This is a genomic window from Nocardioides sp. CCNWLW239, assembly GCF_037137035.1.
In the GTDB taxonomy this organism is placed as follows: Bacteria; Actinomycetota; Actinomycetes; order Propionibacteriales; family Nocardioidaceae; genus Nocardioides.
The window spans coordinates 776,307-788,958 of the sequence record NZ_JBBBNW010000002.1; the positions used below are offsets into that span (position 1 = coordinate 776,307).

12 protein-coding genes are annotated in these 12,652 nt (G+C 70.4%); 8 read left to right on the plus strand and 4 right to left on the minus strand.

Annotated features, from left to right (window positions below; genetic code table 11):
• Window positions 1-10: 10 nt before the first annotated feature.
• Window positions 11-1,366, minus strand: a complete 1,356-nt coding sequence (locus tag WBG06_RS09660; protein WP_336736371.1) for an RDD family protein — start codon at window positions 1,364-1,366, stop codon at window positions 11-13.
• 140 nt (window positions 1,367-1,506) lie between these two features.
• On the opposite strand from WBG06_RS09660, the gene WBG06_RS09665 reads away from it, so the two are divergent.
• Together WBG06_RS09665 and WBG06_RS09670 are read left to right on the plus strand one after the other, a co-directional pair.
• Window positions 1,507-2,388, plus strand: coding sequence for a spermidine synthase (locus WBG06_RS09665; protein WP_336736372.1), 882 nt, complete (start codon window positions 1,507-1,509; stop codon window positions 2,386-2,388).
• Window positions 2,389-2,580: 192 nt separating this feature from the next.
• Window positions 2,581-2,751 (plus strand): hypothetical protein, encoded by a 171-nt coding sequence (locus WBG06_RS09670; protein ID WP_336736373.1) that lies wholly within the window; start codon window positions 2,581-2,583, stop codon window positions 2,749-2,751.
• A 67-nt stretch (window positions 2,752-2,818) separates the two neighbouring features.
• Here WBG06_RS09670 and WBG06_RS09675 read toward each other — a convergent pair whose 3' ends face one another.
• Together WBG06_RS09675 and WBG06_RS09680 are read right to left on the minus strand one after the other, a co-directional pair.
• Window positions 2,819-4,321, minus strand: a complete 1,503-nt coding sequence (locus WBG06_RS09675) for an amidohydrolase (RefSeq protein ID WP_336736374.1) — start codon at window positions 4,319-4,321, stop codon at window positions 2,819-2,821.
• Between the two features lie 53 nt (window positions 4,322-4,374).
• A complete protein-coding gene (locus WBG06_RS09680; protein WP_336736375.1) occupies window positions 4,375-5,937 on the minus strand; it encodes a helicase HerA-like domain-containing protein in 1,563 nt (520 codons plus the stop codon).
• Window positions 5,938-5,986: 49 nt separating this feature from the next.
• On the opposite strand from WBG06_RS09680, the gene WBG06_RS09685 reads away from it, so the two are divergent.
• Window positions 5,987-6,280 (plus strand): type II toxin-antitoxin system VapB family antitoxin, encoded by a 294-nt coding sequence (locus WBG06_RS09685; protein ID WP_045551249.1) that lies wholly within the window; start codon window positions 5,987-5,989, stop codon window positions 6,278-6,280.
• Window positions 6,281-6,470: 190 nt separating this feature from the next.
• Window positions 6,471-6,986: a LytR C-terminal domain-containing protein gene (locus WBG06_RS09690; RefSeq protein WP_336736376.1), complete on the plus strand. Its 516-nt coding sequence runs from the start codon at window positions 6,471-6,473 to the stop codon at window positions 6,984-6,986.
• Between the two features lie 3 nt (window positions 6,987-6,989).
• Here the strand turns inward: WBG06_RS09690 and WBG06_RS09695 are convergent, their stop codons facing one another.
• On the minus strand, window positions 6,990-8,453 hold the full coding sequence (locus tag WBG06_RS09695) for a potassium/proton antiporter (protein WP_336736936.1): 1,464 nt from the start codon (window positions 8,451-8,453) through the stop codon (window positions 6,990-6,992).
• Window positions 8,454-8,732: 279 nt separating this feature from the next.
• Between WBG06_RS09695 and WBG06_RS09700 the strand changes: the two genes are divergently transcribed.
• The 4 genes from WBG06_RS09700 to WBG06_RS09715 all read left to right on the plus strand — a co-directional run bounded on the left by WBG06_RS09700 (window position 8,733) and on the right by WBG06_RS09715 (window position 12,559).
• The gene (locus tag WBG06_RS09700; protein WP_336736377.1) at window positions 8,733-9,875 is read left to right on the plus strand and encodes a pyridoxal phosphate-dependent aminotransferase; all 1,143 of its coding nucleotides are present in this window, start codon (window positions 8,733-8,735) and stop codon (window positions 9,873-9,875) included.
• A 94-nt stretch (window positions 9,876-9,969) separates the two neighbouring features.
• Complete coding sequence (locus WBG06_RS09705) at window positions 9,970-10,332, plus strand: hypothetical protein (RefSeq protein ID WP_336736378.1); 363 nt, start codon at window positions 9,970-9,972, stop codon at window positions 10,330-10,332.
• A complete protein-coding gene (locus WBG06_RS09710; protein WP_336736379.1) occupies window positions 10,329-11,210 on the plus strand; it encodes a hypothetical protein in 882 nt (293 codons plus the stop codon). Before WBG06_RS09705 ends, WBG06_RS09710 begins: the two co-directional genes overlap by 4 nt.
• The gene (locus WBG06_RS09715; RefSeq protein WP_336736380.1) at window positions 11,207-12,559 is read left to right on the plus strand and encodes a hypothetical protein; all 1,353 of its coding nucleotides are present in this window, start codon (window positions 11,207-11,209) and stop codon (window positions 12,557-12,559) included. The genes WBG06_RS09710 and WBG06_RS09715 overlap by 4 nt, the downstream gene beginning before the upstream one ends.
• Window positions 12,560-12,652: the final 93 nt, after the last annotated feature.

The window sequence follows — 12,652 nt, forward strand, 5'->3', positions numbered from 1 at the left end:
GGAGTCGCGATCACGCGCGCCGTACCAGGGCCGACCGGTCGCCGAACCGGATCATCGCGCCGACCGGGGCGTGCACCGGCTCCCACGCGTTCAGCCGCCGGGTGGCACCCTCGTGGATCACCACGGTGCCGTTGGTCGAGCCTCGGTCGGTGACCTCGACACCATCGCCGCTGGGGCGCAGGGACAGGTGGGTCTTCGAGACCGACACATCGATGATCGAGACCGTACGCGCCCCGAGCGTGTTCTCCGTCAGAGCCGGGTCCCGGCCGACCAGCACCAGGCCGGCCACCGGGATGCGCTCACCGGAGTCGACCTTGAGCATGATCCCGCGGGCCTGCGGCTGCGCCGGGGTCTGGTGGCCGGTCGCCGGCGGGGCTGGGGTAGGCGTCGGGGTGGGGTTGGGCGTGGGGATCGGCGTCGGGACCGGGGTCGGGACCGGGGTCGGGGACGGGGTCGGGGACGGCGTAGGCGTAGGGGTCGGGGGCGGCGGGACCGCCTGGCCATGGTTCGGAACCGCGCGCGACGGCGGGATCGACGGGGTCACCGGCTTCGGTGCCACCGGCCCGGACGGCGGAGTCGCGAGCGCACCGCCAGGAGAGGCGCCGGGTTCGTCGCGCTTCGGCTTCGGACGCGAGACACCGAGCACACCGGCGCTGACCCGGCCCGCGGGACGGTAGCTTCCGGCGTCCTGGGCGTGAGGGGTGCTCAGCGAGGGCAGCGACTTCCGTTCCGCGACGGGCGCCGCCGCGACCGTCTTCCGTGCGATCCGCATCCGCTTCTCGTCATAGGGGTCGAGCCCGTCGCGTACGTCGACCATCCAGGTCTCGGCGACCTTGTCGTGCCAGCCGCGGCTCCGGTTCTCCTTGTCGAACAGCGGCGAGGCCAGGAAGGCGATCGGAGCGAGCGGGATGATCCCGGAACCCCAGAGCACCAGAGCACGGAGGAAGGCGCGGCCGACACCAGGACGTTCGAGCGTCTTGACGTTGATCGAGCGGATCCCGACGAGGGACTTGCCCAGCGTGACCCCGCGCCGTCCGTGGAAGACGATCTGGACGATGACGAAGACCAGGCTGAGCAGGACGGTCGCGCCGCCGGCGATCGCCGCCAGCATGAAGTCGGGGTGGCTCAGGAACCGGGCGAAACCGAACTTGCCCTGGGCCAGCTTCAGCAGCAGCGGCAGCGTGAAGACGAGATAGGGCACCTGCAGGATGACGTAGCAGACGATGTCGACGCCGGCCGCCACGGCGCGTCGGCCGAGCGGGGCGTCCTTCAGGCCGAGCGAGGCCGCGTACGCCGGGTCCGGCTTGCCGTCAGCGGTGAGACCCTCGATCCGGTCGTCGTCCTCGGCGACCTCCCATATCTCCACCGCACAAGCTCCTCACGCCCGATGTCCGAGTCCCGATGTCCGGGTGCCGATGTCCGAGTAACTGCCGCGCTGAGCAACGACGCCAGCAGGTTACCGGAACGTCCGGGGCCGGGCGCGATGGTGTCTGGCAGGATCGACGCATGTCAACACCCGCCGGGTCATCCGGGACCGAGCGAATCGATTTCTCGGACGGCAGCTCTGCCGATCTCGTACGCAAGCCCGACGGCTGGGCGATCGAGATCGACGGGGTCGCGCAGTCCCATCTCGGAGATCCCGCACAACCGCCGAAGCTCGCCTCGATCCGGTGGATGCTGGCGGCTCTCGGAGATCAGGCACCGCGCACGGCCGCACACCTGGGCGGAGCCCTGCTGGCGCTCCCCCGCGCCGTCGCGCACCGGTGGCCGTCGACCACGCAGACGGTCGTCGAGCTCGAGCCCGCCCTGGTCGAGCTCACCCGGTCACGGTTCCCGCTTCCCACCGGGATCACCATGGTGACCGGCGAGGCACGCTCGTGGCTCGACGCGCACTCGGGGTCGGACCACGATGCCATCGTCATCGACGTCTTCGTCGGCAACCGGATCCCGCCGGCCTTCACCTCGCTGGAGTGCATGTCGGCGGCGCGGAGCGCGCTGCGCGCGGAGGGCAGGCTGGTGCTGAACTCCGTCGCCGGCCCCGAGCTGCTCTTCACCCGTCGTGAGCTCGCGACGCTGCGTACGGTCTTCGGGCATGTCGCGATGATCGTGCAGGGGTCCGCGCTCGCGGGCGCGCGGTTCGGCAACGCCACGCTGATCGCGTCGGACTCCCCGATCGACGGCGCTGCGATCCGCTCCGCGCTCGCCGGTGACCCGTCGAAGGGCGCGCTGGTGACCGACCTCGACCCGATCATCGACGGGGCCGAGCCGATCAGCGACGCCGATCAGCTCTGGTCGCCGAAGCCGAACCTGCCCGACGTGAGCGCCGCGCTACGGCTCCTCGAGCAGGCTCGCCACGCCGTCGGCACGCTCAGATCGACCGCAGACTGACCCGCCGTCGCCTTTGTCTAGCGAGATTCGGCCCTATCGCTCGGCAGATACCAGGACAGGCATCGTCAGCCATTTCTTTTACCGAAACCGGCTTGTAACGTTCAAACAACCTGCTCGCGACGTATGGGCGGGATGCTTGACGCGCACGACAAACCACGATGTAGACCATCTATCCGTTGGAGGGGGGCCTCGATGGAAACACTCACCGCGACCGAGCCTGAGGCGGCCAGCGCCGCGAAGCAGCGCAGCCTCAAGTTCCGGCACGCCAGCGCCCTGACCAAGCTCATGGAGGAGCGTCAGGACCTGCGCGGTGTTCACGTGTTCGCCGACTTCGTCGACGACTCGGTGCGCTGGTCCGCGTGACCAGCTGAATTGGGGGGATCCACGATCCCGATCGCGTAAGGCCCGGCCGACAGCGGCCGGGCCTTCGCTATGCCTGGTGGACGATCCGCCCGCCGACGACGGTCAGCGCGACTCCCCCGTGCGCGATGGCGGCGAGGTCCTCGACCGAGGCACCCAACGGGTCGATGTCGAGCACGACGAGGTCCCCGCGAGATCCGGGCGCGACGGTGGGCTGGCCGTCGACCGAGGCCGCCAACGCCTCCTGCACGGTGAGTGCCTGCTCCGGGTGCCACGGCTCCTTGCCGTCACGCGAGCGGCCGACGGCGGCGGCGATGGCCAGCCACGGGTCGAGCGGGGCGACCGGAGCATCCGACCCGAGCGTCACGCGCACGCCTTCGTCGCGCATCCAACGGGTCGCGAAGCACCGCTCCTCCCGCCCCGGCCAGACGTCCTCGGTCATCTCGCGGTCGTCGAGGATGTGTGCCGGCTGCACGGAGGCGGTGATCCCGAGCCGGGCCATCAGCGGCAGATCCTCGCGACGTACGAGCTGCGCGTGCTCGATGCTCCCACGCGCACCCGTCGCCTCGTACGCTGCCAGTGCCTCCGACACCGCCCGGTCACCGATCGCGTGCGTGGCCACCTCGAGACCGGCCGCATGCGCCTTCTCCAGGAGCCCGCGCAGCTCGTCCGGTGACTGGTTCGGCGCTCCGCAGCTGTCCGGGTCGTCGGCGTACGGGTCGCAGCACCATGCGGTGCGGGTGCCGAGAGACCCGTCGCTGATGATCTTCAGCGGCCCCATCGTCAGCCGGTCGTCACCGGGGATCAGCGGGTCGCCGGTGCGAAGACCCGAGGCGATCGCGTCGTCGAGCCGGTCGGCGTACGTCGCGACGCGGATCCGGAGCAGATCGCAGTCGGCCGCCCACCGCGAGCGCCAGTCGTCGAGCCGCAGCCCGACCTCGAAGTCGGTCATCCCGACCACACCGAGCGCGGCGGTCCGGGTCAGCATCCGCCGGTAGGCCGCCGGCGTGCTCCCGCTCGCCTCGAAGAGCTCCGCGACCCGCGGGTAGACCTGGTACCACTCCGTCTCCTGCACCATGTCCTCACGACGCGGCAGGTCCACGGCGTCGAGCGCCGCCGTGTTCAGCCAGGCATGGTGGAAGTCGTGGTTGACCAGGATCGCGGGCGTGTCGCCGGTGACCGAGTCCAGCTCGGAGACGGTGCCCCAGCGATCCCAGGTGCCGGCCGAGTGCCCCATCCCGACGATCGCCTCACCCGGCTGACTCTGCCGATCGAGGGCCCGCGCGGCCGCGGCGACCAGCGCCAGCGCCTCGGCGGGCGAACGGGTGCCGTGGAGATCCAGCCTGCTGGCCTTCAGCGTCCACTGACCGAGGTGGGTGTGGGCGTCCCACAGCCCCGGCACGAGCCAGCGGCCACCGGCGTCGTGCTCCTCGACGCCGTCCGGTCGGGACAGGCCTTCCCCGACCGCCGACACGAGACCGTCGGCAACGAGAACGTCGACCACCCCGGCGGGCACGTCCGCCCGGGGTGAGAGCGGAACGATGCGTACGTTCCGGAGGAGCAGGTCGGGCATGAGCAGACGATAAAGACACTGCCCATGCCCGAGCCAATCGAAATCGCCGGGGATCAGCGGCGCTTGAAGATTCCCCTGACGAGCTCCCTGGCGGCGGTGCGGGCTGCCTGCTTGAACGCGGTCGACTTGACCACCGTCTCGATCATCGAGTCGTCATCGTCGCCCGACCGGGAGCGTGATCCCGAGGACTTCTTCGGGGCCGACTTCTTGGCTGCCTTCTCGGCCTCCTTCTCCGCGGCCGCCGCCTTCTCCTCGGCCGCCGCTGCCTCCGTCTTCGCCGCGAGCTGGTCGGCGGCGGACTCGACCTCGACGGCGGTGGAGTACTTGGCCGCCAGCGGCGAGGCCGCCACCGCTGCCGTCATGGCGGCGGCCTCCGCAGGCCCCATCAGCGACTCGGGCGCACGCAGCCGCGTCCAGGCGACCGGCGTCGGCGCACCGCGCTCGTTCATGACGGTCACGATCGCCTCGCCGATCCCGAGCGTCTGGATGACCGCACCGAGGTCGTCGTAGGAGGAGGTCGGGTAGGTGTTGACGCTCGCCTTGAGGGCCTTGGCGTCGTTGGGCGTCGCGACCCGCAGCTGGTGCTGGATGCGCGAGCCGAGCTGGCCGAGCACGTCGTCGGGGACGTCGGTCGGCTTCTGGGTGACGAAGAAGACGCCGACACCCTTGGAGCGGATCAGCCGGACCGTGTTCGTGATCTGGTCGAGGAACGCGTCGGAGGCGTCGTTGAAGAGCAGGTGCGCCTCGTCGAAGAAGAAGACCAGCTTGGGCTTGTCGACGTCACCGACCTCGGGCAGCGCCCGGAAGAGCTCGGCGAGCAGCCACATCAGGAAGGTCGAGAAGATCGCCGGCCGGTCCTGCAGGTTGGGCAGCTCGAGCAGCGAGATGACCCCGGCGTCGCCGTCGTTGCGGATGAAGTCCGTGACGGCGAACGCCGGCTCACCGAAGAACTCGTCCGCGCCCTGGTCGGAGAAGCCGATGAGCGTACGCAGGATCACCCCTGTCGTCGCGGACGAGAGGCCGCCCAGGCCCTTGAGATCGGCCTTGCCCTCGTCGGAGACCAGCCACTGCAGCACCGCACGTAGATCATCGAGCCCGACCAGCTTCAGGCCGGCCTTCTCGGCGTAGTGGAAGACGAGGCCGAGCGACGACTCCTGGGTCTCGTTGAGCCCCAGGACCTTGGAGAGGAGCGTCGGGCCGAAGGCGTCGACGGTGACCCGGACCGGGATGCCGGTGCCCTCGCCGCCGAGGGCGAAGTATTCGACGGGGAACCCGCGCGCCTGCCAGGTCTGCCCGACCGATGCCGCCCGTGCGGTCAGCTTCTCGCTCTCCGCCCCCGGCGCGGAGAGACCGGAGAGGTCGCCCTTGATGTCGGCGGCGAACACCGGCACCCCGGCTGCCGAGAGCTGCTCGGCGAGCAGCTGCAGCGTCTTCGTCTTGCCCGTGCCGGTCGCGCCGGCGACCAGCCCATGCCGGTTCAGCATCCCCAAGGGAATGCGAATCGGCGTCTCCGTCAACGTCTCAGCGTCCGCCATGAGGCCCCCGAGCTCGAGGGCAGCGCCCTCGAATTGGTAGCCGGGTCCGACCGCTTCTGAGAGAGCAGCAGCATCCGTCATGGGCTGACTCTATGTTGGGATTTGGTTGCGGGGCGATACAGTCACGAGGGTGATCTTCAAGCGTGTCGGCGACTCTCGCCCCTACCCCGACCATGGTCTGACGACCAAGGGGTGGGCCGCGCTGCCTCCTCGGACTGTTCGTCTCGACGAGCTGGTGACCACGAAGGACACCCTCCAGCTGGTGGCCCTGCTCAACGAGGACTCGACGTTCTTCGGCGACCTCTTCGCCCACGTCGTGGAGTGGAACGGCGAGCTCTACCTCGAGGACGGCCTCCACCGCGCGCTCCGCGCGGCGCTCCAGCAGCGCAACGTACTGCATGCCCGCGTGCACAGCCTCGGCTAGGGCATGTCTGGTAAAGACACGGCGGCCGCGAGCGGCGTTTCGGGCCGATCTGGCAAGGCGCCCGCCGCGAAGACATCCTGACGGCTTTCGAGTGGCGGCAACGCAGCCAGATCGGATGCGAAACGCCGCGTAGCGGGCGTGGATTTGCCAGACGTGCCCTAGCCACTGACGAGCAGTTAGGCTCGGCACCATGCTCGATTCGGCCCTCACGGGAGCTCGTACGTTCATCATCCTCGCCGTCCTCGCGGCCGCGGTCGCTCTGGCCGGCGCCTGGGGATGGAAGGCGATGACCGCGCCGTTCCCGCAGAAGGTCGATGTCGGGCCGTGCGTGGACGCCCCGGTGAAGAAGGGCGCCGAGGTCTACCCCTCGCAGGTGGTCGTGACCGTGCTCAACGCGAGCACCCGGGCAGGACTCGCCACGCGAGCGATGACCGATCTCGTCGATGCCGGCTTCGTCAAGGGCAACACCGGCAACGCACCCCGCGGCACCAAGCTGAAGACCGTCGAGGTGTGGGCGCCCGACAAGGACGCACCCTCCGCCGCGCTCGTGGCGAGCTGGCTCGGCGACGCGAAGATCGTCGAGACCAAGTCCGACATCCCCGGCATCGTGGTGATCACCGGCGAGGACTTCCCCAAGGTGACCGGCGGCGACAAGACCGTCACCGCCAAGGCCGACGGCACGATCTGCAGCCCTCCGGTGGAGTAGCCCTCATCGGAGCCATCCCGCGAGTCGTCCCTTCCGGCTGACCACCTCGAGCCGACGCTCGACCTGCTCGCGCAGGTCCCGGGGTACGACGACCAGGACGACGTCGCGGGCGCGGAGGACCGTGGTGTCCTCCGGGACGAGAGTTCGTCCGTCGCGGATCAGCAGCGACACCGACGACCCCGTGGGCAGCCGCAGCTCGCCGACCTCCACGCCGTGGAGCCGCGACTCGCGCGGGATCCGGAGCTGGATGAGGTCGGCCGCGATCTGCTCCAGCGGCGCGACGTCGAGATCGAGGGAGCGCGGGTCGTTCGGCCGGGCGACCCCGAGCACCCGGGCGACCCAGGGCAGCGTCGGTCCGGTCAGCAGCGTGTAGACGACGACCATCACGAAGACCAGGTCGAAGAGCTCCTCGGCGCCCTCGACGCCTGCGGCCAGCGGGATGGTGGTGAGCACGACCGGCACGGCACCACGGAGCCCTGCCCAGGAGACGAACACCGTCTCGCGCCATGACATCCGGGAGACCACCGTGCTGACCAGCACGGATGCGGGCCGGGCGAGGAGCGTCAGGATCAGTCCGGCGGCCAGCGCGAGGCCGATCGTCTCCAGGTCGATACGTCCTGGGGAGAGCAGCAGACCGAGCATCACGAAGAGCCCGATCTGAGCAAGCCAGGCGACTCCTTCGGCGAAGGATCTGGTGGCACCCCGGTGGGGCAGGTCGGTGTTGCCGAGCACCAACGCAGCCACGTAGATCGCCGCGAACCCGGAGCCGTGCAGCCACGCCGATCCGCCGTACGCGAGGAACGCCAGCGTCATCACGGCCAGCGGGTAGAGGCCGGCGGAGGGCAGCGCGGCCCTTCGCATCAGCCAGGCACCTCCGAAACCGACCAGCAGGCCGACCACGAGGCCCAGCAGGAGCTCACCGACCACGATCCCGGCCACGACGACCGGAGGGTTCTCGCCGATCGCACCACTGGCGATGAGCGTCACGATCACCACAGTGGGGGCGTCGTTGAGCCCCGACTCCGCCTCGAGGACACCGGTCAGCCGCTTGGGCAGCGGAACCACCCGCAGCACGGAGAACACCGCGGCTGCGTCGGTCGGTGAGGTCACCGCGCCCAGCAGGAACGCCAGCTGCCACGGCAGCCCGAGCAGATAGTGCGCCCCCACGGCGACGATCCCGATCGAGACCACCACCCCGACGGTGGCCAGCATCAAACCGAGACCGAAGACGGGACGTACGTCCTTCCACGTGGTCGTCAGACCACCTTCGGCCAGGATCAGCGCCAGCGCCCCGAAGCCGATCGCGTGGGCCAGCGCGGCGTCGTCGAACCGGATCCCGAGCACCGACTCACCGAGGAGGACGCCCATCAGCAGGTAGATCAGCAGCGACGGCAGGCCGGCTCTCGTGGACACCCGCACCGCGAGGATCGCCAGCAGCGTGACCAGCGAGCCGATCAGCACGAACATGTCGAGCTGATGGACGTCGAAGCTCACGGGTCCCCCTTTGACCGCTGGAACTGCATCCTAGGGCGTGCCCGAGAATTGCCTGGCGACCTGCGCCGCCATGGCACGCGCTGGCCGGCGTTGCCGCCCCTCGAAATACCCCGGTATGCCTTCGGGGCGAGGTCTGAACGAAGTGGCCTTTGGCCAGCACGCACCCTGACGACGCATGCCATCCAGGCCATTCTCGGCCACGCCCTAGTGTTTGCTCCCATGGACCGCCTGACTGTTGCCCGACGCGCGAACGTGCCCCCTTTTCACGTGATGGACATGCTCGAGCGGGCGGCCCAGCGGCAGCGGACACACGCCGATCTCATCTCGCTCACCTCGGGCCAACCCTCCACGGGTGCTCCCCAGGCGGTCAGCGCCGAGGCGGTGCGGCTGCTGCAGAGCGGCGACCCGCTGGGCTACACGCCGGCGACCGGGATCCTGGAGCTGCGGCAGGCGATCGCCGGGCATCATCGGTCCTGGCACGGGATCGAGGTCTCGCCCGAAGACGTGATCGTCACGACCGGCGCGAGCGGCGGGTTCCTGGCCAGCTTCCTGGCGGCCTTCGACGTCGGGGACAAGGTGGCGATGGCCCGGCCGTCCTACCCCTGCTACCGCAACGTGCTCGCCGCCCTCGGGTGCGAGGTCGTGGAGATCCCGACCGGTGCCGCCGAGCGCTTTCAGCCGACCGTCGAGCAGGTCCAGGAGCTGCACGAGCGCGTCGGGCTCAAGGGCCTGGTCGTGGCCAGCCCGGCCAACCCCACCGGCACGATGCTACGCCCTGAGGAGCTGGCCGGGCTGGCGCGCTACTGCGAGGAGGCCGGGATCCAGCTGATCTCCGACGAGATCTACCACGGGCTGACCTACGGCGGGGACGGGAGCCGCGGCCGCAGCGCCTGGGAGACCTCGCGCGACGCCGTCGTGTTCGGCTCGTTCTCCAAATACTTCTCGATGACCGGGTGGCGCATCGGCTGGCTGCTCGCCCCTGCCCATCTGCGCCGCGCGATCGACGTGCTGGTCGGCAACTTCACCATCTGCCCGCCGGCGCTCGCCCAGCATGCCGCGATCGCGTCGTTCACCCCGGACGCGTACGCCGAGCTCGACAGCCATGTGACCCGCTACGCGACCAACCGCGAGGTGCTCCTCGACGGCCTGCGCTCGCTCGGCGTCACCGAGATGGCCCCGGCCGACGGCGCGTTCTACGTCTACGCCGACGTCAGCCGCTGGACCGACGACACCATGGCCTGGTGCCACGAGGTCCTCGACCGTACGGGCGTCGCGATGGCTCCGGGCGTCGACTTCGACCCGGTCGACGGGCACCGCTTCGTACGCCTCTCCTTCGCCGGCTCCGCAACCGAGATCGAGCAGGGTCTCGACCGCCTCTCCACCGTGCTGCGGTAGGGCTCCGCGGGCGTTTTTGAGAAAGTTCACGATTTTACGTTTAGAACCGCTCCAGCGGGGTAGGAACATCTCAGAGACCTGCCCAAGGAGGGATATGTACGGCGACAGCGATGTGATCCGTCGTCGGGTGAACCGTCTGCGCGAGCAGGCGGACGACATCCGTGCGAGTGCCGACAAGCTGGTGGCGCAGGCCGAGTCCGTGCCGTGGCACGGCCGGGCGGCCGACTCCCTCCGGGTGCGGATGAAGGAGCGTGCCACGGCTCTGCGCATCGTGGCCGAGCAGCACGATCGCGCGGCCGACACGTTGGCCAAGCACCTCAAGCAGGTCGATCTGTTCAAGGAGCAGATCGCCGAGACCGAGGCGCGCGCCGAAGCGCTGATCGCCGAGAACAAGCTCGACGGATTCGAGGCCCCGGAGCCGGGCCACAAGGACTGGCTGGAGGTCACTCTTCGATGACCACGATCGACCTGGGTCCCGCGCCGAGCGCGCCGACCGAACCCTGGGCAGGGGTGCCTCGCCGGGTCGGACTGACCCTTCCCGAGCTCACCCACGCGTGCGAGAGCATCGGCGCACCGCTTCCGTTCGAGGTCGCGACGCACCGCGACGAGGGGCTCGACGCCCGGCTCGGACGGACCCGCTCGGCAGCCGAGGCCGAAGCCCTGGCCCGCGCGGTCGCCGGCTTCGGCGAGGGCAGCACCTCGCTGCTGCGTCGTGACCTGCTCGACGACGACGGCACGCTCGACACCGGCATCGCCGGCGCCCTCGGGCTCCTGGCGACCCCGGAGGTGGTCATCGACCTCGATGTCGTCGTCGACGGCCTGCGCGGCCGCGCCTGGCATCGGCAGAAGGGCGAGGCGGCCGCCTCGCTCGCCACCGTCGACGGGCTCGTCTTCGAGCTCTCCTGGTATCCCTCGGCCGCCTGGGCCGCCGAGCTCGGCCGCACCGCGACGCTGCCGGGCGACACCGCCCGGATGACCTCGGCGGTGCCCGAGCAGCTGGAGGTCCCGTTCGCCACCGCCGACGCAGTGTTCGAGGCGCTGCGCACGGGACGCGCCGATCTGGTGCCCGTGCTGACTGCCGGCGACGTCGTCGTCGCGAGCGCCCTCGAGGCACTGTCCACCGAGACCCACGGCCGCCTCCGCGCCGTCGTCGCGACGACCGCCGACCCGGAGAACCCGCTGATCGGCACCGTGTCCTGGACGCTGGTCAACGACGGCTGGCGTTCGATGCGTACGGTCTCGCTCGACGGCGACCTGACCCTGCTGATCACCAGCGTGGAGCCTTCCGAGCTCGCCGCTGACCTTGCCCCTGTTCTAGCGGAGGTGGCTCGATGAACGCCCCGGACAACCAGCCGGACAACCAGCCGGCCAATCATCCGATCGACCGTCTGGGTCCGCTTCCCGGGGGTGCCCCTGACGCGGTGCCGCCGCCGGCGGGGCCGGAGGACAAGTACGCGCAGATCCTGGGTCTGGCCGGGTCCATCGGCGACGCCGGCGCGCAGCTGCACGAGTGGGCCGAGCTCGGCGCGGAGATCCTGACCGACGACGACGTCACCGACTCCGCCGGGCTCTCCCCGAAGACCTGGGAGCCGGCTGAGGACGAGATCCGGGCGGCAACCTCCGAGAAGAGCGGTGTCCTCGGGCTCGGTCAGGCGCTCGAGGCCGACGCGCTCTCGGTGCGCGCGACCGTGGAGACCTACCGCTGGATCGACGAGCTCCAGGCCGCGGCCCGCAGATCGCTCGGCGCCATCGCGGCCAACGCGCTCGACTATCTCGCACCCGAGGTGGAGCTCGGCGGATCGCTGCTGTCCGCCGGCCTGATCGAGACCGACGCCCTCGACCGCGAGGGCGTCACCGCCTACCTCGGCGAGCTGGCCCAGGGTCATCCCGAGCTGATGGACCACATCGCCACCGGCGGTGGCCTGCTCGAGTCGCTCGAGCTGCGTTCGCTGCTCACCGCCGACTTCCCGCGCGGCGACGACGCCGCCCCGGCCACGGCGGGGGCGCTGCGCGCTGCCGGTATCGACGCGTTCACGACCGACGCCGGGCATGCGCTCCGTGACGTCGGCGGGGCGCTGGTCTCCGCCGACGAGGACACCGCGAGCGGTGCTGTCACCGCGGACACCCCGACCACCATCGAGGAGCTGATCCGCACCCTGGAGGCCACCGCGGCCGGCGTCGCGGTTCAGCAGACGGCGCCCGGTCGCTACATCGCCTATCTGCCCGGCCCCTACACCGGCAGCCGGCGGCTGCGGCTCGTCTCCGGTGACCTCTCCGACTACATCGCCACCGCGTCCCGGGCCATCGAGGAGGCGGTCGAGACCGGCTCGCACGTGATGCTCGTGGGCGCCGCGGCGGGAGGAACAGCGGCGGCTGCCATCGCGGCGGCGGCCGGGGCTGCGTACGTCGTGGACCAGGTGGTGACCGTGGGTGCTCCCGGCGCGGCAGCGCCGCGGGTCCCGGAGACCACCCGGGTGCTGTCGCTGGAGGACCGTTCCGACCCGGTCGCGCTCCTCGGCGGGCTCATCAACGCGGGTGTGGGACACCGGTTCACCGTCGTCTATGACGGCACCTCGGAACTGGAGAGTCACTACGTCATGGGTGGACGGGCGGCGGACAACGCCAGCCACGACGAGCTGCGCGACGAGATCAGCCGGATCCGGACCCTGGGCTACCTCGGCTGACGGCGGCGGGCGGTGGGCGACACCGGAGGGGGCTTGCCTCGGTGAGGTGAGTCGATACCGTGTAGTCGCCCTCCGCACCGTGCATGGCTGACC